At 55.1% G+C, this 20,601-nt stretch carries 17 protein-coding genes; 5 read left to right on the forward strand and 12 right to left on the reverse strand.

The features are described from left to right. Positions 1 to 7 precede the first annotated feature (7 nt). The 6 genes from AC812_RS06730 to AC812_RS06755 all read right to left on the reverse strand — a co-directional run bounded on the left by AC812_RS06730 (position 8) and on the right by AC812_RS06755 (position 5,659). Positions 8 to 1,075: a zinc-binding metallopeptidase family protein gene (locus tag AC812_RS06730; RefSeq protein ID WP_061919380.1), complete on the reverse strand. Its 1,068-nt coding sequence runs from the start codon at positions 1,073 to 1,075 to the stop codon at positions 8 to 10. 21 nt (positions 1,076 to 1,096) lie between these two features. Then, on the reverse strand, positions 1,097 to 1,510 hold the full coding sequence (locus tag AC812_RS17545; RefSeq protein WP_061919383.1) for a hypothetical protein: 414 nt from the start codon (positions 1,508 to 1,510) through the stop codon (positions 1,097 to 1,099). A 71-nt stretch (positions 1,511 to 1,581) separates the two neighbouring features. Next, complete coding sequence (locus tag AC812_RS17975; protein ID WP_061919385.1) at positions 1,582 to 2,400, reverse strand: vWA domain-containing protein; 819 nt, start codon at positions 2,398 to 2,400, stop codon at positions 1,582 to 1,584. 164 nt (positions 2,401 to 2,564) lie between these two features. Further along, positions 2,565 to 3,665, reverse strand: a complete 1,101-nt coding sequence (locus tag AC812_RS17980; protein WP_061919387.1) for a magnesium chelatase ATPase subunit I — start codon at positions 3,663 to 3,665, stop codon at positions 2,565 to 2,567. Positions 3,666 to 3,849: 184 nt separating this feature from the next. Beyond that, positions 3,850 to 4,284, reverse strand: coding sequence for an arsenate reductase ArsC (locus AC812_RS06750; protein ID WP_061919389.1), 435 nt, complete (start codon positions 4,282 to 4,284; stop codon positions 3,850 to 3,852). Between the two features lie 127 nt (positions 4,285 to 4,411). Beyond that, on the reverse strand, positions 4,412 to 5,659 hold the full coding sequence (locus AC812_RS06755) for a radical SAM protein (RefSeq protein WP_061919391.1): 1,248 nt from the start codon (positions 5,657 to 5,659) through the stop codon (positions 4,412 to 4,414). 126 nt (positions 5,660 to 5,785) lie between these two features. On the opposite strand from AC812_RS06755, the gene AC812_RS06760 reads away from it, so the two are divergent. From AC812_RS06760 to folP, 4 genes are read left to right on the forward strand one after another with little or no spacing between them, the layout of a single operon-like run. Next, entirely contained in the window at positions 5,786 to 6,820 is a 1,035-nt protein-coding gene (locus AC812_RS06760) for a hypothetical protein (protein WP_061919393.1), read from the forward strand. Further along, complete coding sequence (locus tag AC812_RS06765) at positions 6,817 to 7,458, forward strand: hypothetical protein (RefSeq protein ID WP_061919396.1); 642 nt, start codon at positions 6,817 to 6,819, stop codon at positions 7,456 to 7,458. The genes AC812_RS06760 and AC812_RS06765 overlap by 4 nt, the downstream gene beginning before the upstream one ends. Positions 7,459 to 7,460: 2 nt before the next feature. Further along, a complete protein-coding gene (gene folK / locus AC812_RS17815; RefSeq protein WP_201797737.1) occupies positions 7,461 to 8,156 on the forward strand; it encodes a 2-amino-4-hydroxy-6-hydroxymethyldihydropteridine diphosphokinase in 696 nt (231 codons plus the stop codon). 30 nt (positions 8,157 to 8,186) lie between these two features. Further along, positions 8,187 to 9,038, forward strand: coding sequence for a dihydropteroate synthase (folP, locus tag AC812_RS06775; RefSeq protein ID WP_061919398.1), 852 nt, complete (start codon positions 8,187 to 8,189; stop codon positions 9,036 to 9,038). A 57-nt stretch (positions 9,039 to 9,095) separates the two neighbouring features. Here the strand turns inward: folP and AC812_RS06780 are convergent, their stop codons facing one another. From AC812_RS06780 to AC812_RS06805, 6 genes are all read right to left on the reverse strand, one after another. Then, positions 9,096 to 10,154, reverse strand: a complete 1,059-nt coding sequence (locus AC812_RS06780) for a hypothetical protein (protein WP_061919400.1) — start codon at positions 10,152 to 10,154, stop codon at positions 9,096 to 9,098. Between the two features lie 159 nt (positions 10,155 to 10,313). Further along, entirely contained in the window at positions 10,314 to 11,477 is a 1,164-nt protein-coding gene (locus AC812_RS06785) for an FIST N-terminal domain-containing protein (RefSeq protein ID WP_061919403.1), read from the reverse strand. A 27-nt stretch (positions 11,478 to 11,504) separates the two neighbouring features. Next, positions 11,505 to 14,540, reverse strand: coding sequence for a GAF domain-containing protein (locus tag AC812_RS06790; protein WP_061919405.1), 3,036 nt, complete (start codon positions 14,538 to 14,540; stop codon positions 11,505 to 11,507). Between the two features lie 33 nt (positions 14,541 to 14,573). Then, complete coding sequence (nusG, locus tag AC812_RS06795; protein WP_061919407.1) at positions 14,574 to 15,089, reverse strand: transcription termination/antitermination protein NusG; 516 nt, start codon at positions 15,087 to 15,089, stop codon at positions 14,574 to 14,576. Positions 15,090 to 15,170: 81 nt separating this feature from the next. Further along, a complete protein-coding gene (locus AC812_RS06800; RefSeq protein ID WP_061919409.1) occupies positions 15,171 to 17,729 on the reverse strand; it encodes a DUF2207 family protein in 2,559 nt (852 codons plus the stop codon). A gap of 97 nt (positions 17,730 to 17,826) precedes the next feature. Beyond that, the gene (locus AC812_RS06805; RefSeq protein ID WP_061919411.1) at positions 17,827 to 18,195 is read right to left on the reverse strand and encodes a winged helix-turn-helix domain-containing protein; all 369 of its coding nucleotides are present in this window, start codon (positions 18,193 to 18,195) and stop codon (positions 17,827 to 17,829) included. A gap of 159 nt (positions 18,196 to 18,354) precedes the next feature. Here AC812_RS06805 and AC812_RS17550 point away from each other — a divergent pair, with 159 nt between their 5' ends. Beyond that, a complete protein-coding gene (locus AC812_RS17550) occupies positions 18,355 to 20,601 on the forward strand; it encodes a hypothetical protein (protein ID WP_061919413.1) in 2,247 nt (748 codons plus the stop codon).

A 20,601-nucleotide genomic window follows, 5' to 3' on the forward strand; every position in this document is an offset into this window, starting at 1 on the left:
GAATCAGTTACTCATCCCATTTCATTTGTTCCATAAAATTCGCCGGCAGGCTGGCGATGAATTGTGCCAGCAAGTGACCGGTACGCTGCACATCTTTCATGGAGATGATTTCCACCGGTGTATGCATGTAACGCAAGGGTATGCTCAGGACCGCCGTTGAGATGCCCTCCCCGATGATTTGCATGGCGTAGGCATCTGTGCCGGAGCGAGCCGGTAAAATTTCATTGTGGAAGGGGATGTCCAAGCGCTCCGCCGTCTCTTTGAGGGCACGGTAAAACGCCGGATGAATATTTGCCCCCCACCCAATCGTCAGCCCCTTGCCCAACGGGAAGGTGCGGTAATCCGAAGGTCCTCCCGGCCCTTTTGCAAAAGTTACATCCACTGCCACCGCCAGATCCGGGCGGATCGAAAACGGCGAGGTGTACCCGCCGCCCAGGGTAATTTCTTCCTGCACGGTGGCTACAGCCCACACATCCCACACATGATGTACCGGCTGCAACGCCCTGAGGCAAACAGTCAGGGCTGCAATTGAGGCGCGGTTATCCAGACTGTGACCAGCCAACAGGTCATTGCTCAATTCCAGCGGAGGCTGGGCAAACGAAATCAGATCACCAACCCGCACCAGTTCCCGAACCTGCTCCGGCAGCAGGCCGGTATCCACCAGCAGGTATTTCAGGTCCACCGATTGCCGCGGCGAAACTTCGTCCGGCAGCAGGTGGGCTGGCGGCTGCACCACAACGGCTGGCAAGTCCTCTCGCCCATGCACAATCACCTGCTGACCGGGCAAAATGCGCGGGTCAATTCCGCCGATCGGGGTAAAACGCAGCCAGCCGTCCACAATTTCCGTCACCATCATTCCAATGGCGTCCATGTGGGCGGCCAGCAAAATGCTGGGGCGCGGTTCTTCACCACTGCCGCGTTTGAGGGCGTGCAGGCTGCCCAGCGGACTGAACGATATTTCATCCACCAGCGGCTGCCATTCCTGTTGAATCCGCTCGCCCACCGGGCTTTCATAACCGGAAAGCCCCGGCAGAGAAATCAGATCTTTGAGAAAATCCTTGATTTCACTCATCATTTTTGAATGGTTCCCTTGAGGTTATGGAGAAGTTGGAGTATCGGTGGGGGTCGGCGTAGCCACCACCGGCGTATCGGTTGGCAGAAGGGGGGGTTCGGTCAGGGTCAGGGTCACGGTCAGCGTCGGCGTTTCGGTGAGAGTCGGAGTACGGGTCGGCGGCACAAATGGCGTAAACGTCTGGGTTGGCGTCCACGTTTGGGTTGGGGTCGGCGTAAATGTGTCGCTCGGCAGGATGAAAAATGTGGGGGTCAGGGTGGGAGGTTGGGGCGGTTCAGCCGTATTGGTAAGCGTGACCGTCGGGGTTGGCGTTGGCTCAGGCACATTCCCGTTGAGCTGCAGAATAAAAAACCCCAAGCAATAGCAGGGTATGGTTGCCAGTATGATAAAAACCAGAATGGATCGGATCCGAGTGCGGCGTTCGGCGCGAAAGGCCATCCAGAAGTTCTCCCAGTACTCCTCGATAATATCACGGCCTTATGGATGTGGCAAGTCGAGTAACGGACAAGTCAGCGGCGTTCATCCGGCATGGGATTCAACTGGGTCGTTTGCATCTCCTTGCGGACGGTTTGGTAAAGGTTCTCGGCTTTCAACTCCCCAATCGTGTAGCAGGGTGCTTGCAGTTGATCGGCCAGGGCCTGCGCCAGTCCCTGATCAAACGCCACATGCTCCATGTTGATGACCACACTGTGGATGTGTTCCTCGGCAATCTGCCGGGCAATTCGATAGGCTTCTTCATGGGGCGGAAGCTTGCCCATTGAAACATTCCCGGCGCCATCGGTGAGGACGATCAGCAGCGGCATCACATCGGGATGCAGCATCCGTTCGCGCATCAGCACATCGTAAGCCAGTTTCAGGCCGGCCGAAAGCGGCGTCTTGCCTCCTACCGGAATATCGGCAAGTGCCCGCTGTGCCAGCGTAACCGAATTGGTGGGTGGCAGAACCAGCGTGGCGCGGTCTTTCTGGAAAACGATCAACCCGACCCGATCACGACGCTGGTAAGCATCCGTCAAGAGGGAAAGGATGGCTCCCTTGGTCGCCTGCATCCGCTCCGCCACCGCCATAGACCACGAGGCATCCACCAGAAAGAGGATTAAGTTTGCCGCCCGGCGCACCCGCACTTTGCGCATGTAATCGCTGGGGCGCACCGAAAAAGCCACTCTCTGCCGGTCTTCCTCACGTTCCCGCTGATGGGGAGCAGCCGCCCGTAAAGTAGCATCAAAAGCCAGATCATCAGCCTTGCCATAAGAAGGCCGCGATTGGATATAACGGCCGCGTTTTCTTTCGGTGCGGGTACGTGACCGACGCCCGGCAAAACGACGCACCATTTTATCCAAGGGTGTGTCCAGCCGGCGCGGGTCGAAAGACTGACCGATTTTTACCCGCTCACCGCCATCCCACCATTGAGCGTTCTGTTTTCCAAAAATTTCTTCCGTCTGTCCGGGTTGAGGAGTTCCCTGAGGGAGCGTTTCCGGACTTTCCGCTCCCTCGTTCAGACTTTTTTTTGCTGATTCTTCTCTTCCTCAACCCTTTCAACTTCTTCGCGCCGCTGACCGGTAGAACTGGCTCCCTGTAATTGCTCAATCCGGTCTTGCAGTTCTTCCATAGTCACTTCTTCCTGAGAGAAAGGCCCGCGGCGCAGACGGTGCGGAAGCGCCAGTTCTGCTGCCAGCGCAATATCCCGCCCGTTGATTGCCGTGCGCCCATCGAAGGCGGCCTGCGCCCGGGCGGCTTTGAGAATGACCAGATCGGCGCGGTGTCCGTCCACATTCAAAGAAGCGGTCAATTGAGCAATTGAAAGCAGATCGCGACTGGTATAACCAACCTGATCAATCAACCGGCGAGCGCGTTCAATCTGGCGGGAGAGTTCTTCCTCTTTTGGCAGCCACTGCTGACGGAATTTTTCGGGATCGGCTTCAAAAGCCAGATTGCGTTCCATGATCTGCACCCGTTCGCGCGCATCCCGGATACCGTATATCTCTACGGAAAGGGCAAACCGATCCAGCAGTTGCGGGCGTAAATCACCCTCTTCGGGGTTCATCGTCCCCACCAGAATAAAGCGGGCCGGATGGCTGAACGAGATGCCTTCGCGCTCTATGATGTTCATCCCCATGGCAGCCGAGTCGAGCAGCACATCCACCACATGGTCATCCAGCAGGTTGACCTCGTCAATGTAGAGCAGACCGCGGTTGGCAGCCGCCAGCACGCCCGGCTCGAAAGCACGCTCGCCCTTCTGAATCGCTTTCTCGATATCCAGTGTCCCAACCACTCGATCCTCGGTCGCCGAAATGGGCAGATTGACGAAGGGAGTGGCACGGGTCGCAACCGGCAGCTCCTCCCCACGAGCGTGCCGCTCACGACATTCGGTACACCATGTAGAAGGACTATCCGGATCACAACCAAAACGGCAGTCGGCCACCACCCGCACATGCGGTAAAAGCGCTGCCAGCGCCCGTGCCGCGGTGGATTTGGCCGTGCCGCGCTCTCCGCGAATCAGAACCCCCCCGATGCGCGGATCAACCGCGTTCAAGACCAGCGCGCGCTTCATGCGTTCCTGACCGACAATGGCAGTAAATGGGTAGATGACTGGCATGTTCTTAAGAATTTCCTTTTTTCAACAATATCCTGCAATCTTTCCTGTGCAAGTTTATCACAAGCCGTTCAGAGAATCAAAGACAATTCGTAGAGGGTACAGCAATTCCATGTCCATAGCGACGTTTAAACAAGAGAAAGCACCAGTTTTATGCTCTGGTGCTGAACAAGCCAAAAGCTATGATCTAGTTAACCGGAATGTTCATTTCCTTCAGCCACTCGCGCACCCGCGCATCAATTTGATCGCGTATTTCCCGAAATTTTTGCAGGGTTTCCTCCTCGCTACCAACAAACGCTGCCGGGTCTTCAAACGGCCAGTGCATCCGCATTCCCATGCCCGGAAAAATCGGGCAATTTTCCTCGGCGTTGCTGCATACGGTAATCAAATAGCCAAAATGAACTTTACCCATAAAAGTATCCAGGGTTTTGGAGTAATGCTGGCTGGTATCTACCCCAATTTCTTCCAAAACTTTGACCGTGTAGGGATTCAATCCCTTCGGCTCTAAACCGGCACTATAGACTTCAAAATGATCCCCGGCGTATTTACGCAACAAAGCCTCGGCCATCTGGCTGCGTGCTGAATTACCTGTACATAAAAACAGGACTCTCGCTTTGCTCATCGTTACCTCTTTTGACGAATACGGAATAAGGTTTATTCAAAACTTTTTAACCAGAATAACATAAACCACCAGCGATTTGATTAAAAAGGGTATAACATTCCTTTATTGGACGATTAAAAAGCAGAGGTCAAGGGCATTGAATTAACCCCTGCGCCCACAGGCAGCCCCCGCAGGCTGGCTGGGTATTACCAAAACAATCCTCTAAATTTTGATCGGCCATTTCACAGGCATTGCAAACGACACAGGGAGCAAAATCAAAAGTCAGCAAACGCCGACGCAAATCCATGTAAATCGGGTCTCGCCAGATTGCAGCAAGACTCTGCGTGGTTAAATCCCCACAAAAATAAGCCGTGGATCGGCGCAGATGATCATCCAGGTAGCTGTCATGGGTATGCAGCAGTGAAAGGCAGGGACTGACCTTACCATCCCATCGCACGGAAAGACTGCCCTTATCTATGAACGGACAACGATTACCCGTCCGCAACGGATTCAAACCGCTAACTTCCACTCGAAACCCATCCTGAATTGCCGCGGCTAAGGATTGCTGCACTTCCGGCGGGAAATCCGCTCGCGGCAGGTTGATAACCGGCAGCAGACTGGCTTTCTGCGCTTCTGGTTCATACTGGGCACGATCATACAGCGACTCTCTGCGTAAATCGCGGGTGTGTGCCAGCACATTGCTGATCGAAAAGCAGGCCGCACCCAACTCGCGCCCCAATTCGAGTAAGCGGGGCAGTTCATGGATATTGCGGCGCATGGCCACAAAAGCGATTCCCAATTGAGTGACTGCTCGGCTTTCCTGCCGCAGTTGATGAAAACGACGCAAATGGCTCAAAATCTGTTCAAGTGCATCGCCCAACCGCACATCCATGTAAGCCTGCGGAGTGGCCCCATCCAGTGAAACCCACAGCACATTGACCCCCGTATCCAGTAAAGCCCGGCAGGCACTTTCTCCCAGCAAGGTACCGTTGGTGATGATCTCCACCTCTGCACCGATTGAGCGAGCTTCGGCAATCATCTCAAAAATGCGGGGGTGGGCAAGCGGTTCTCCATATCCGCCGAAATAGAGGGTTGGGCGGGGGTAAAAAGTCTCCACCCCTTCCAACAATCGTTCAAAAATCTCTTGGCTCATAAAACCGGCCGCTTCGTCCCATACATTTCGAACGCAGGTACGGCATTGCAAATTGCACACATTGGTCACCTCCACATAGACCCGTTCCAGAAATGTAACCGGCCGATAGAGAATGAGCTCCCGTCCGTTTTCTTCCAAGATGGTCTGTTCACCGGCCTGTAAACCGAACCGCTCAGCAACCGCCGCAGGAATTTCCAGTTTCCCCTCCCGATTCACCCGCACCCAATAGCGCTTTTGACTCATCAAAGGTCAACACTCCGTAAAAAAATATTCAATAGCACGAATAAATTATACGAAAAAGGCCTACCCCTTGTCCATTGACATAAAGACGGATAAGATTGATAAAAATCACAAAAACAGGGAGATGCCATGAAACAGGTAGCGCTGGCTTTAGTCGGTTTTGGGAATGTTGGACAGGCTTTTGCCCGTCTGCTGCTGGAAAAAGAACAGCAAATCGCCCAGCAGTTCGGTTATCAGTTCATTGTCACCGGCATCGTTACCGGCCGTCACGGCAGTGCCATCAGTTCCGGCGGCATCAGCCTGACGCGGGCGCTGGAAGTGATCAGCCGTGGTCAATCGCTGGACATCCTCTCCGAAATGCCGGCTCCCAAAAACACCCTCGATTTTCTGTTTGCCAGTTCCGCCGAAGCCATGCTGGAAACCTCACCGGTCAACCACCACACCGGCCAGCCGGCAATTGATCACATCAAAGCCGCCCTGGACAAAGGCATGCACGCCATCACTGCCAACAAAGGGCCGGTGGTGCATGCCTATCAAGAATTGATGGACATGGCCGCCACCCGCGGCAAGCGCTTCTTGTTTGAAGCGGCCGTCATGGACGGCGCTCCTATCTTTTCGCTGTTCCGCGGGCCTTTACCATGCATCGAGGTTCACGGGTTTCAGGGCATTCTCAACTCCTGCACCAATTTCATCCTCGGCCTGATGGAAAACGGCAAAACATTCGATGAAGCCGTCCGCGAGGCTCAGGCAATTGGCATCGCCGAAACCGATCCATCGGCGGATATTGACGGCTGGGACGCTGCCATAAAGGTTGCTGCGCTCAGCACCGTGGTGCTTGGCATCCCTCTCAAACCTCAGCAGGTTGAACGCAGCAGCATCCGCGAAATTACCCCCGCCATGATCAGCGAAGCTCGTCAGGCTGGCGAACGTTGGAAGGTGGTCTGCACTGCGCGGCGCAAAGGCAAAGAATTGCTGGAAGCCTCGGTTAAACCTCAGCGCGTCTCGGCCGGTAGTCCCCTGTTTGCCATCAACGGTACCAGTTCCTACGTGGAATTTCACTCCGATGTACTGCCCGGCCTGGGGATCGTCGAAAACAATCCCGGCCCGAACACCACCGCATACGGCTTGCTGGCCGACCTGATCAACGCACTGCGCGGGCAATGAGCGAAGCCTACTGGTTCGGCGGTTTCCGGCTGGAAAAGCCCGCTGAATTGCCGGACGCCTTGCAAGGGCTGGGATTTCAACCGGGCTGGATCGAGGAAATTCACTGGGTCAACGCCTTAAATCCTCCCGATCAGACCTTGTTTCATTCCATCACTCTCTTTGAATGGCCTCGTCTCAGCCATCCGCTGCGACTGCTACACTTGCTTTTGAACGAATTAATCCACGCTCAACGTCATACCCTCCTGTGGGTTGAAAGGGACTCGCACAACCACCTCCGCGCGGCTGTGCTGGGCAGCCCGGTCACCGTTGGCCGGTTCAATCTGCCGCCCCAATACCGCCTTCTGCCACTGCCGCCCGCCAGTGGAAATTGGCCAAAAATGCTCGCCTTCTGGCAGTCGCATCTGAACCTGCAAGCCGAAATCCAAACCGCTCCCAACTGGCTGATTTATCCACCCGCGGCTGAGGCCGCAATACAGATCTCCTTTCCCCATGCAGAGCGCATCCTACCCCCGTATTCGGATACCTGTATCGAACAGTTGGCAGCCGGACTGGAAACCGCCCGTTCCCTTTCGGCTGGTGAGGGGTTATGGATAGATGAAAGACCGCCTCATCTGGCGTTATTTATCGAAAGAAGATGAGATTGAAACAGGTTTTTCTGGCTTTGGGAACTAATTTAGGCGACCGGCTGCACAATTTGCAGCAGGCAATCTTCCAACTGCCTCCGGCTGTACTGCCCCTCCGCGCCTCACAGGTTTATGAAACTCCCCCGTGGGGAATTGAAGACCAACCCCGTTTCCTGAACATGGTCATTGAAACGGCAACAGCCCTGCCGCCAGTGGAGTTATTAAACTACCTGAAAACTTTGGAAAAACGACTGGGGCGGGTTGAGAATGTGCGGTACGGACCGCGCCTGATTGACATGGACATCCTGTTTTATGAGGATCAAGTTCTCTCGGAGGAGACGCTTCAAATCCCCCATCCCCGTCTGCACGAACGCTCCTTCGTTTTGCTCCCGCTGAACGACCTCATTCCCGGTTTTCAACACCCGCTCCTGAAGAAAACCATCACGGCTTTGTTGAAAACCAGCGACCTGAGCGGGATCATCCCTCAGCCCCTGCCAGCCGGTTTTCAGTTGCTGCCCTATGACGGCTGGTACAACCTGCCAGCCGACCTGCGCGGTGCATTGGAAGATTCCGATCGGGCGGCGGCGGCATTTTATACCCTGCCCTCTTCGCACCGCCAGCGTTGGATAAACCACATTCAGGAAGCTCGCCGGGCAGATACCCGTTTGCATCGCATCGCAAAAATGGTTGAATCACTCGCCGAAGGTCATTAATCCCCCATTGACACCCTGACGGAGCGTATCATGAAAAGCCTCTCTTTTGGCAGCCGGACGTACATCATGGGCATACTCAATATCACACCGGACAGTTTTTCGGGAGATGGACTGCTCAACCAGACCGACCTGCTTCAGGCAGCGCGCCGGCAGGCATTGGATTTCATCGCTGCCGGCGCCGATATTCTGGATATTGGGGGAGAAAGCACCCGCCCCGGCGCACAGCCCGTCAGCACGGAGGAGGAAATGAGCCGCGTTCTGCCGGTGATTGAGTTGCTGGCAGCCCTTGAAGCGGATGTCATCCTCTCGGTGGATACCTACAAATCCGAAGTGGCCGAGGCAGCCCTGCGGGCCGGTGCAGACTGGATCAACGATGTGTGGGCTTTGCGCGCCGACCCGTTAATGGCAGAAGTGGCTGCCCGCCATCATGCCACCCTGATTCTCATGCACAACCGTAGCAAACCCTCCAATGCCCAACTGGAAGAACGGCTGGGCGGACGCTATGTGGGAATTGAGTATCAGAATTTGATTGAAGACATTTGCAATGAATTGCTGGAAAGCGTTCGGCTGGCTCAGCTTGCCGGTGTTCCCACTGACCGCATCATTCTCGACCCCGGCATCGGCTTCGGTAAGACCGTTGACCAGAATCTGGAAATTTTGCGCCGCCTGGATGAATTCAAGAAACTGGGGTTTCCGTTACTCTTGGGAGTTTCGCGAAAATCCTTCATCGGCTACACCCTCAACCTGCCCCCCGACCAACGTCTGGAAGGAACCCTGGCTGCCTGCGTGATCGGCATTCAACGCGGTGCTGACATTTTACGGGTGCACGATGTGGAAGCCGTTACACGCGCCGCCCGCATGACGGACGCAATTTTGCGTTAAACAGTCAGTCCGCCCCCTGCGACCGGAGCAAGGGGCGGACTTTGAACGGGTTATTTTTTAGGGATAGGTATTGTTCCAGAACCAGTTGTAGGCGTAATACCCCTGCGGGCTATCCATGCGTATGGCAATCCGCTGGCTGCCTTTCAGGCTTTCGGGAATATCGAAAGTGGCTTCAAAACTGCCGCCGCTGCCGGTTTCCTTCGTACCAACCACCACACCGCCAATCCCCTTGGTGCCGTAGGCACCCATGCGGACGGTAAAGGTTTGATCGGCCGGGAAGTTTTTGGCGCTGATGGTTACCTTTCCATCCCGCACCACGGCTTTGATGCTGAAGGTGGGTATTCCGCTGTAGCCGGGGGCTGGCGTCGGGGTCGTGCCGGGCGCGGGGGTGCTGCCGCTGCCGGTGCTGTTGTAGAACCAGTTATAGGCAAAGTAACCGCCGCTGGCTTCCAGACGAATGGCAATCCGATCCTTACCCTTCAGGCCATCCGGAATTTTGAAAGTGGCTTCCAGCTTTCCGCCGCTGCCTGAATCAAGGCTACCTACAACCGTGCCGTTGACGCCCTTGGTGCCGTATTCACCCATCCGCACGGTAAAGGTCTTTCCGGCCGGGAAGTTGTTGGTCTTGACTTTTACTTCGTCATCTTTGGTGACCGATACGATATCCACCGTTGGGATGCCGGTGTAGGGCTTGCTTGGCGTGCCGGTGTCTGCGCCGGCCGGGTCGTTGGTGAACCAGTTATAGGCATAATAACCTTGCGGGCTGTCAATCCGAATGGCGATCAGTTTCAATCCTTTGAGCGAGGCAGGAATGTCGAAGGTCAATTTTTTACTGCCGCCGCTTTCGGAGTTGAAACTGCCAACGACTTCTCCGCCGACCCCTTTGGTGCCTATTTTGTTCATGCGCACCGTAAAGGTCTGGTTAGGAGGCAGGTTTTTCATCTGAATGGTAACCGATTGATCCTTTTTGACTTCTGAGATGTCAAATGTGGGATAACCGGAATAGGCCTGAGCCGTGGTTAAAGGCAGCGCCAATGCCAGAACGCTGATGACCATCAGCGTTACGATAAGACGCAGCCCGTTCCAGCCAGATTTTAGGACAATTGAGTTGTTCATGGTTCGATCCCTCCTGGATCAAGAAAAAAAATTTACAAAATCAGTATAGCAAAAGGCGCTACACGAAACAATAGGTTAAAAATAAAGACGATGAACGCCCCAAAAAGTTCCTGTATTGGGTAAGTTCCTGAGAAAAATGCTCAAATTTGAGAAAAAGCGCTACGATTCGCCCTTGAACACCACCGCCAGCGCTCCCAAATTTGCCGCAACGGGCAAAGCATCTTCACTCCCCCGCCAAATCTGTCCCAAAGTCGCCACGCTAAAACACGGTATTTCGCCGGCTTCTTCTTGAACGACCTCCAATAATTTCGCCGGTCTGGTGCGGAACAACTCAAACCAACCCACATCCAGGAAAAGCATTGCCACGCCCGCCGCTCCCTCACCTGCCAGCTGGTTGGCAGTCTGAATCGCGGTTCGAACGGCTTGCAGAGCAGCAGTTGGATCCGTCGTCATCAACCGTAAGATACTGCCTTCGGGTATGGCTACATTCATCCGCAGAGAGCCATCCTCTGCGACGGTCAACGGCGCAGCCAGAACCGTTTCGGATTGTCCTGCTTCCCGATAAGCCAGCGGAAAAAGGCGCAGCAGATCTTGTAACGGCGGTTTTGTCCACTCAGCCGGGGTGTGACCCAGAACCGTGCAAAGTTGGTCGGCTGCTGGTTGACCGTCCAGTTGAATCAGGCGGTTTTCACGGCTGGCAGTTGCCCGAAAATACACCCCGCTATCCTTCCAACCCTGTGCAGCAGCCATCCCCGCGCGAATGCCGGCTCCTAACCATAACGCTGAAAGTCCACCCTCGGCACAAAAGGTTTCCCCCAACAAAAAATTTTTTCCGCGCGGGAAACCAGCTCCTGAAAGAAAACCTCCCACCCCCAACGGCACCTGTTCAAAATAAGGAAGTAGCGTGCTGATCTCCCCATTTAACCCGTCAGCCGCCAGCAGCACCGAATGCCAGTGGCGGTTAATTCTGGCATGCTCCAATCGCCCACTCAATTCCAGCGCACTGCCAAGCGGATCTATCGAATAATGTCCGATCCAGGTGGTATCCAGCGCAAAATTTCCACCCAAAATCACCACCACCATTTTCTGGGGGGCAGAAGCGGCGTAGATCGTCGAGGTAGTACCACCCCACAGGGGAATATCTCCCAGCAGAGCGTTCAAAACCGGCCTGATTTCCGCCGGATCAAAAAGATGCGAAAAGAAGACCAGCGCCGCTTTGGGGCTGGCAGAACGCAGTCCCTTCAAAGCTTGTTGAGCGGCCTGCTGAGCGGCTTCGCGTCCGTTGATTTCATTGCTGTACCCCACTGCACTGACCAGACTCATGCCTGCCTCCCTTCCGCGCGGATTGGCTTACTGCTCGGCTACGGGTATGGTGAAGTGGAAGGTTGTACCGCGGCGGTACTCGCTTTCAAACCAGATTTGCCCGCCCTGCATTTCCACCAGACTGCGGGTAATGTTTAAACCCAAGCCGCTCCCCGGCACTTCCCGCGCTTTTGGATCTTCGGAACGGAAGAACTTCTGAAAAATCTTGGGTTGATCCTCCGGGGCGATTCCCAGCCCGGTATCCTGAACCCACACATGCACCACTTCCGCCGGCCCGTTTTCGTCCCATTCATTTTTGGTGCGTAACGCCCCTACGGTAATTTTTCCACCGGCTTCGGTGTATTTGTGCGCATTACTGACCAGATTGACCAGCACCTGCACCAGACGGGTACGGTCTGCCCACACCGGCGGCAAATCGGCGGGCAGGTTGATGGTAAGGGTCTGTTGCTTTTCTTCGATCTGCCGGCGGGTAGAACGCTCAACTTCCTGCAAGGCTTCGGAAAGGTGAATGGGCGCAAACTCCAAGCGCAACCGCCCGGCTTCAATCTTGGACAAATCATTCAAGTCCGAAACCAGAGTGTTCATGCGGTCAATGTTGGAGCGGATGACCGTCAGGAAATTAGCCTGAGCGTCGTTGACCGGCCCAACCGCTTTAGCAGCCAGCAGTTCGGTGTACCCCTTAATCGAGGTCATCGGGTTTTTGAGTTCGTGGGCAACAAACGACACAAACTCGCTCTTAGCCACATTGGCGGATTGTACGGCGCTGTACAACTGGGCGTTTGCAATCGCAATGGCGGCATGATCACCAAGGCGTTGCAAGAATTCGAGCATATCCTCATCGCAGACTTCGGGCTTGCGGCTTTCCAGCAGCAGTAAACCGATCACACTCTGCTCCCGCTGGATCGGTATCAAGACTTGACTGGCTGCGCTGGTAAACAACCCCGGCAGATCCTCAGCCGGGTAGGACCGAATGGCGCGGCGCAGGTCAATCATCCGCCCCAGTCCAATCCGATCCCCCGGGATCAAATCATTTTCAAAAATGCTCAATTCGTCCGCATATCCCTGGGAAGCAACCACACGCACCCCTTCCGGCAACACCACCCCCACCAGTCCCGCATCCGCCCCGGATTGACGCATCGCCCATTCCAGCGTAATCGTCATGGCGCGGCTGACATCCAGACTGGTGTTCAATTCGCGGTCAATCCGCTGCAAAACGGAGAGTTCCTCAACTTTGGCAGCCAGCGCCTGATCAGTCAGGGTGTAAAGCCGGGCATTTTCAATCGCCACCGCTGCCTGCGAGGCAAAAGCGGTCAACAGTTCCTGATCATCCAGGTTGAAGTTGGAGCCGTCCTTACGGTTGACCACCTCAATCACCCCCAGCACCGTATCTTTGACGATCAGGGGTACAACCAGCAGCGAGCGGGTCACAAAGCCGGTCATCTTATCCGGCTTGGAGAACCAGTCTTTGGAAGAACGCACATCATTGACAATCAGCGGCTGGCGGGTCTGGAAAGAGCGCCCGACCACCCCTTTATCAGCGGGCATGCGCTGACCTTCCAACTCATGGGCTACCGGCCCCAGCACCACCCTGAAGACCAACTCCTCAGTATGCTCATCCAGCATCAATAAACTGCCCGCCTCACAATTCAAAATATCTACCGCACTTTGCAGAATATTCTTCAACAGGCGCTCCGGGTCGAGTGTAGAAGTCAACTGGCGGGTAACCTCGTTGAGAGTCTTCAACTGACGGGCGCGCCGCTCACTTTCAGCCAGCAGGCGCACCTTGAAAATGCCGCCAGCCGCCTGATCAGCCAGCGCTTGCAGGATGCGCAACTGCTCGGTAGTGAACCGCTGGGCGGGGTCGCGCCGTCCCAAGCAGATGATCCCAATCGGCTCAGCGCCGGCGTTCAGCGGGGCGGCCATCCACGCGTAGATGGCGTCGGTCAAAGGCAGCAAGCCGCGCTGGCGTGATTCGCGGCTGTAATCATCGGTCATGCTGCCGCGTCCACTGGCAGCAACTTCACTTTCGAGGCTCGGTTCAACCGGCAAATACAAATTTTCCTGTTCGCTGACCCGCTCTTCCCCATCAATGAAGAAAACCTGTACCAGTCCATCCCCCTGGGGAGATTTGAGAATCAGGCGGAATTGATCGGCGGGAATTAACTGGGTAATTTGAGCATAAATCAGCTCAAAAATATCATCCAGATTGAGGGTGACATTGACCCCTTGCGCAACGCGGGTGAGAATATTCATCTCGCGCACGCTGTTTTCCATTTCGCTGACCATCTGGGCGCGATCCAGCGCCAGCGCAGCCTCACGGCACAATCTGCCGACGGCTTCCAGAACTGGCGGGGTGAATCCTGCGCCCGTTTGTCCATCCAGCGCCAGCCAACCCAACAGGCGCTGGTTACCGGGTAAGGGGAAAAACCAGCGCGCATTCAGCAGGCTCAAGCGGGTTCGTTCGCCGCGCAATTCATCCATCAGTACCGCATCGGCTTCATTCAAACTTAAGAAACCCTTGATTTTGGTAAGGTGCTCAACCAGCGGACTGTTGGATTGAAAAACCAGATCACTGGTTTTCTTGCCGTTTTGGTCTTCAGCCGCCTGATACGAATCACTCACCAGATCGTATAAAAACAAGTGGGCTTTTTCAACCCCCAATTTCTCCAACAACTCCCTGCGCAGACGGAGAATGATCTCGCGCCGGTCGAGTGTATCCAACAGACTGACCGCTTCGGTCATTTCAACCCGCCGCGGTGATTGTTGCAATGAGACACCTCTCAAGGAAGAGAACAGTCCTTCCAAACGATTGCGCAGCGGGAAGAAAGCCAGCGCCATGATAAAAAACAGCAGCGCACTCAACCACGGTGAATTCCAGCCAAGGGCTTGTTGAAACACCAGCGAAAGGCCGCTCACCAGCAAGGCATAGCCGCCCGCCAGCAGCAAACCGGTCATTACCAGCGGGGTATAGCGGTTGATCTGGCCCGCCCGGCGAGATTCGAGCGTGCGTCCGTTGAACAAAGAGGATTTTGGAGTTGAATTACCCGGGGATTGACTCATCATGAAAATTGATTTTTATGGCAATGAAAATGGGGATCAGGAGGATTTCTTTCGTTTGCGGATACTGCCGGCATTCAGTTCGAGCGGCACCTGCTGTCGGCTGAGCATTTTCAACAACACTCTTACCCGTTCGCTGCCCGGAAGTTTGACATCGAAGATGGCTTCATAGCCGCTGAAAGGTCCGTGCTCGATGATCACCTCATCACCCGCCTGCAATCCTTCCAGCCTTTCCCCGCCCGCCAGATTGATTTCCTGTACCCGCCGCCGGATAGCATGAATCAGGCTTTCCGGCACGGCTGCCGGTTCACCCCCAAAGGATACCAGCCCTTTGGCGTGCGGCATCCATTGAAAAGTGGAGACGCCAGCCGCTTCCAGATCCACATAGACGAAGAGATAGCCGGGAAAATAGGGGCGCACTTTGCGGGCACGCGGGTTAACCGGGTTGACTTTCAGACGCGGATAAAATACTTCAAAACCGCTTTCTTGCAGGTGACTGGCAAGAACGGATTCTTTATGCGGGTGGCTTTGCAGGGCATACCAGTTGGCGGACATGAGACATCTTCTCTGTTTAGATATTATACCTGTTTCGCCTGCACCGGTTTATTTCCACGACCGGCTTTCAATTTTATTAGTTTAACCAGCCCCGGAAGAGCCGCCCCCGCTGCCGCCCCCGCCACCGCCGCCATCGCCGGAGCCCATGGAAGAGGTGGTAATCACCCCCGTCAGCACAGCGCTGTCAACGGCTGACCCATCCAAAGCGGTAGCCCACGAAAGAAGCGTACTTAACCCTTGATTGCGAAAGGCTTTCACCCAGGCATCACCCAACCCAAAGGCAACCGCATACGGCAAAAACTCTTCCAGCCATTCCTGACGCAGCAAACTGCTGTTTTCCGGCTTCATCAGTTGGCGCAAGTAGCCGCGGAAGGATTCCCAGCGTTGAAAGCGCTGCATTCCGCCGAGCATAAAAATGGAGAGTTTTTCAGCCGTTATCCAGAAAGAGAACGCGCCGATCATTGACCCCAATCCCACGCCCATCAACACCACTCCCACAAAAGGAGAAACAAAATTTGTTAAGATGAAGAATAAGCCAGCCATTCCGACCACAAAGGCAAAAATAAAGAGAAACGTCGCCACAGCGTTCAAACGACGGCGTGCCTCAACCGCCTCTGGCCGAACCAAACCCTGGTTAACCAACTCATTGGTCAAAATCCGAGTAAATTGAGTTGTCTTGGAACTCAAAACCTGCCCTACCTTACTGAGGAATATCTCCTTCTTGGATGAAAGCGCATCTGGCGGGAAGATCAACCGCTGAAGCAGGATTTCATGATCGCTGCCGCTGAGCGGTTGCAGCAAAGACAATCGAAAATCCCGCGCTTTGAAAACCCCCTTACCTTCCACCAATTCCATCTTGACCCACGAACGCCGCGCCCACTCCAACAAGAGCGCGAACAAATCAAATAACCCAACTCGGCCGTTGTAGAGCATGAAACCGGCAGCAGCAGGAGTCAGGTCATCCGGCGGCTCGGTGATCGTACCGGGCGGAATGACGGCGCTGGGGTCAAATGCGTAGCGGCGGCGGATACGGCCGGCAGCCAGCATACAGGCGCCGACAATCCCAATGGCAAGCCCCATTGCGTAAGGTATCCCTGCCCGCAACTGGCGGCCGCGCTCCAATTGAAGCGCCTGCCATTGCGGAGGCTGCTGAATCAGACTGCCGGGCGGAAAATACGCTTCAATGACCACATCTTCATCTGCCGCAATCTCGCTGACGCGAAAAAGAAAGGCGGATCCCTCATCCAAAGGCTCAATCTTCTCTCCGCGCAGAATAATCGGTTGAACCGGCCTGACTCCCGCCGGCAAGACCAACCGGATTTGGCTCTTCCCAATGGCGTACTCATGTTCGGGCGGAATGGCTACCCACGCTAACCCATCTCCCTGATTGGTCTGCCGAACCGCCCCACTGACGCGGTAGGTTAACTCAAAGGTATGGCGGGCATCGCTGGTCGGCGTAAAATGCCAGACAACCTTCAACGCCTCGCTGTCCTGGCTGACTTCCACCTGACCCGCCTGACTGCCCGGCGCTAAAAGAAGGCCATCCATCCGCGCCGATACAAACTCTAACCGATCCAACTCGTTTTTGGAAATTTCCCGAAACGCAAAGGTGAAAGGCCCGCCTTCGAAATTAAACAAAACAGTTTCGGTTACCAGCAACTCGCCGTTGGGCTGCAAATTGATTTCCACGTCGAAGCGTTCGGCAGAATACGATTTTGCTACCACCGGTTGAACCAACCCGCTCAGTAAAACAATCATCCCGATCAGACTGGCCAGTATCTGAACCCGACGAGTCAGACGCAAGCCGTTCATGATCAGTAGGTAAACCACCGCCATGACCATAAAAACCGCCAGTCCCGCTGCCGGATCGTAAGTCTGAATGCGAAAAAGCGCCGGTGAGGGAATTGCCGAACTGGGGAAAGTCACCATCAATGCAGCGTATAAATTATTTGCGGCGTGCAGTCCCAGCGCCAGTTCCAACCCCTCACTCCGCAGGGTAACCCAGCTCAACAGCAGACCAATCCCAAGGTAAAAAGGCATCGTGAACCACAACCCGTATGTACCCACTTCCGGATTGGCACCGTGTAGCAGCATGAACAAGAGCGAAGGCACCAGCAGCGGCAGCCACAACCCCTTGCTGTACCGACCCAGCCACTGGGTCAGATATCCGCGAAAAATCAGTTCTTCGGTAGAGGTTTGTAAGGGTATGAGCAAAACGGACAGGATGAAATACGGAACGAATTCCAGCGGGTTAAAATTCCACACATAATTGCCCGGCTGCAATTGAGCCAGCACAAGATCTGCCAAAGCCGAAATGCCGAACCACACCAGCCCGGAAAGGAACATCCTCCGCCACTGAAAAGACCCCACCGGCCGAAAGAGGGTTTTCAACGGACGTTGATGGAAAAATGCCACCCCCGCCAGCACAGTCAAACCGGCAAACGGGAACGGAATCATCGTCAAAATCAACAGCGAAAGTGGCGAGAATTGAAAAATATCGGTGGTGCCTTCGATCAGAAAAAATGGGATGGTAGCCGCAATTTGTACCACAAAAGTCACCACGATCACGGCCAGAATCACCACCCCATAACGCCAGAATTCGTTACGTCCTTGCTGGGCGGCTTGTAAATAGGCGTTCATGTCCATTTACCTCGTTTCTAAGTACCCCGTTGACAATCTGCAAATGACTTCTGAACACCCCCAATTATCCGCCAATTTGGATGATTAAACCAGATGGTTAAAGGGACTTTTCCTGTTCAATCGAAGGCGCAGATGGCTGTGTGGTAGTCGGGTTGTTTTCTGACAGTTCCTCGTCCAGCAGATTGGGACGCACCTGATACCTGCGTGCCACCGCCCGATAGCGGTTTTCCAGAATGCCGGCAATCAGGCGGGTTTCCACCACACGGATTGCCCCACACTGTTCCAGAAGGTTGAAATGATAATACAACCGGTTGGGCGGGATATTCAACTCGCGCGCCACTTCCCGGATTGTGGAAGGCTGCTCGATCAACACCCGCAGCACTTTCAGCCGCAAACGCGAAACCAGCACCTTCATGGTTTGTAAATCATTCACATCGAACACCGGTTTGAGTTCATTTTCGGACATCGGCTTTTCCATTCAGTCCTGAGCGGTTAAATCTTTTTGAATTCATTGTAGCAACGCAAGATTTAATTCTTTTCAAGAACAAGTTAAGATCAAGTTAATGGTCTGATTTTTTTGGAACATCTGGATTTTTGGCGCTTAAATCCTTATACTGATTTAAGGATGAGTGTACTGGAGCAACCTTTCGTTGGCGGGACAGGCGAAGCCCCTCTTTTACCGCTTGGGCGGTATTTGCCATTGCTTCCCGGCGGGATGATCGGTGCCTGGCTCAAACAGAACGTGCCGGTGGGAGCGTGGCTTTTGGACCCGATTGGGGCTCACCCCCAGCTGGCACTGGAAGCAGCCCGGGATGGCTATCGCATTCTCATCACCAGTAACAACCCGATTCTCTCCTTCATGCTGGAAATCCTCGCAGCCGCCCCTCCCCGCCGCGAGTTCGAAGCCGCTCTGGCTGCCTTGGCAGCCAGCAAACGCGGTGAAGAACGCCTTGAACGACATCTCCTCAGTCTTTATCACACCCCATGTGCTGCCTGCGGTCAACTGGTTGCGGCGCAAGCCTTCATCTGGCAAAGCGAACCGCTGCGGATGGTAAGCCGAATTTACCGCTGCCCGTCCTGCGGCGATGAGGGCGAACGCCCGATTACCCCGGCAGACATTGAAAAGCTCAGCCTGCCCGGCAACGATGCTCTCCACCGTGCCCGTGCCCTATCCCGGGTGATCGGCGACCCGTCAGCGAGCTCGGCTGAACAGGTTGGCGAAGCCCTCAAAACCTACCTGCCGCGCCCCCTGTATGTACTGACCACGCTCATCAACAAGATAGATACCCTCGCCTTACCCGAAGACCGTAAACGCTTGCTGACCGCCCTGCTGATTCAGGTTTGTGACGAGGGTAATACCCTCTGGCAACACCCGGCAGTCCGCCCCCGCCCGCGTCAGCTGACCATCCCCACTCAATTCCGGGAAAACAACCTCTGGCTGGCTCTGGAAAATGCCGTAGAGGTGTGGAGTTCTCCTGCTCAGCCGGTACAAATTTCGGTTTACCCGCAATTACCGGAGGGGGCGGGTATCTGTCTGTTCCGCGGAAGGATTTCTGCCCTGCCGCCTTCGACCATGCCAATTCAACCGGCGGCGATCATCAGCATTCTCCCCCGGCCCAATCAGGCATTTTGGACTCTCAGCGCCCTGTGGTCCGGATGGCTGTGGGGCCGAGAGGCTGTTCAGCCGCTGCGCGGTGCATTGGAACGCCGCCGTTACGACTGGTACTGGATGTCCCATGCGATTCAACGTGCCTTACGCGAGCTTTCCCGCCACATCCCCGCAGGTACGCCTTTTTTTGCACTGGCCAGCGAGACTACACCGGGTTTTCTTTTGGCCGCCTTTCTCGGCCCGTTGACGGCTGGTTTCACCTTGAAAGGATTTTCGCTGGAACGCGAAAGCGAGTTGGCCCAATTTCACTGGCAATCCGTGCCAACGTCACAACCCGCCCCCGCTCCAATCAGCCCAAAACCGCTTCTGCAAAATGCTCTCCAGGGCTATCTGCAAGCGCGCGGAGAGCCAGCCCGCTACCTGACTTTGTTTGCCGCTGCTTTATCTACGCTGCTCGAAAACGGCCTGCTCCCTCGCCGGACGGAGGAAATTGCCCCCGACGATCTCGCCCGCCTGCAAGCCAAAGTGGGAGAGGTGCTGGAAGACCGTCGTCTTTTCGTCCGTTATGCCGGACACGGTCAGGCTGAAGAAAGCGGTGCCTGGTGGTTGAGCGATCCGCACCCAGCCAGCCTGCCTCTGGCCGACCGGGTAGAAAAAGAGGTTGTCAAATTTCTCGTCCAGCATAAACTCATCCAGCGCAATCAACTGGAAAGCAGTCTTTACCCCCTGTTTCCGGGTTTGTTGGTGCCGTCTCGGCCGCTGATCACAGCGGTGTTGGAATCGTATGCCTCGCCGGTCAACGGGCAGGCTCACCAGTGGCAACTGCGCCCAGAAGATGAGCCGGCCCGCCGCCGAACCGATCTCACCAATGCGGCTCACAGCCTCAAACTCATTGGTGAAAGATTGGGCTTCCGCATCGAAGGCGATCAACCGATGGTCTGGCTGAACGAAAAGGATGAGGCGGTTTATTTGTTTTTCCTGCTGGCAAGCAGCATCATCAGCCCGTATGTGTATCAAGCCCACAGGGCGCCGCCTTCTCGCTGTGTCCTGGTTCTGCCGGGCGGCCGTACCGGGCTGCTTGGTTTCAAAATACGCCGCGACCCCCGATTGAGCGAAGCCTTCCAAAAAGGCTGGCGCTTACTTAAATTCCGTCACCTGCGTTATTTGAGCGAATACCCCTACCTCTCCGAGAATCAATGGGAAGACCTGCTGAACGGCGACCCCCCGCAATGGGAGGACGCCGTTCAGATGAGAATGTTCTGA

The sequence above is a fragment of the Bellilinea caldifistulae genome, from assembly GCF_001306055.1.
GTDB lineage: Bacteria > Chloroflexota > Anaerolineae > Anaerolineales > Anaerolineaceae > Bellilinea > Bellilinea caldifistulae.

Coding starts and splice junctions, on each gene's coding strand:
- AC812_RS06790 (WP_061919405.1), bottom strand. CDS start 14,540: ATGATGAGTCAATCCCCGGGTAATTCAACTCCAAAATCCTCTTTGTTC.
- AC812_RS17545 (WP_061919383.1), bottom strand. CDS start 1,510: ATGGCCTTTCGCGCCGAACGCCGCACTCGGATCCGATCCATTCTGGTT.
- AC812_RS06800 (WP_061919409.1), bottom strand. CDS start 17,729: ATGAACGCCTATTTACAAGCCGCCCAGCAAGGACGTAACGAATTCTGG.
- AC812_RS06760 (WP_061919393.1), top strand. CDS start 5,786: ATGAAACAGGTAGCGCTGGCTTTAGTCGGTTTTGGGAATGTTGGACAG.
- AC812_RS06805 (WP_061919411.1), bottom strand. CDS start 18,195: ATGTCCGAAAATGAACTCAAACCGGTGTTCGATGTGAATGATTTACAA.
- AC812_RS17980 (WP_061919387.1), bottom strand. CDS start 3,665: ATGCCAGTCATCTACCCATTTACTGCCATTGTCGGTCAGGAACGCATG.
- AC812_RS06750 (WP_061919389.1), bottom strand. CDS start 4,284: ATGAGCAAAGCGAGAGTCCTGTTTTTATGTACAGGTAATTCAGCACGC.
- nusG (WP_061919407.1), bottom strand. CDS start 15,089: ATGTCCGCCAACTGGTATGCCCTGCAAAGCCACCCGCATAAAGAATCC.
- AC812_RS17550 (WP_061919413.1), top strand. CDS start 18,355: ATGAGTGTACTGGAGCAACCTTTCGTTGGCGGGACAGGCGAAGCCCCT.
- AC812_RS06755 (WP_061919391.1), bottom strand. CDS start 5,659: ATGAGTCAAAAGCGCTATTGGGTGCGGGTGAATCGGGAGGGGAAACTG.
- AC812_RS06785 (WP_061919403.1), bottom strand. CDS start 11,477: ATGAGTCTGGTCAGTGCAGTGGGGTACAGCAATGAAATCAACGGACGC.
- AC812_RS17975 (WP_061919385.1), bottom strand. CDS start 2,400: ATGGTGCGTCGTTTTGCCGGGCGTCGGTCACGTACCCGCACCGAAAGA.
- AC812_RS06730 (WP_061919380.1), bottom strand. CDS start 1,075: ATGATGAGTGAAATCAAGGATTTTCTCAAAGATCTGATTTCTCTGCCG.
- AC812_RS06780 (WP_061919400.1), bottom strand. CDS start 10,154: ATGAACAACTCAATTGTCCTAAAATCTGGCTGGAACGGGCTGCGTCTT.
- folP (WP_061919398.1), top strand. CDS start 8,187: ATGAAAAGCCTCTCTTTTGGCAGCCGGACGTACATCATGGGCATACTC.
- AC812_RS06765 (WP_061919396.1), top strand. CDS start 6,817: ATGAGCGAAGCCTACTGGTTCGGCGGTTTCCGGCTGGAAAAGCCCGCT.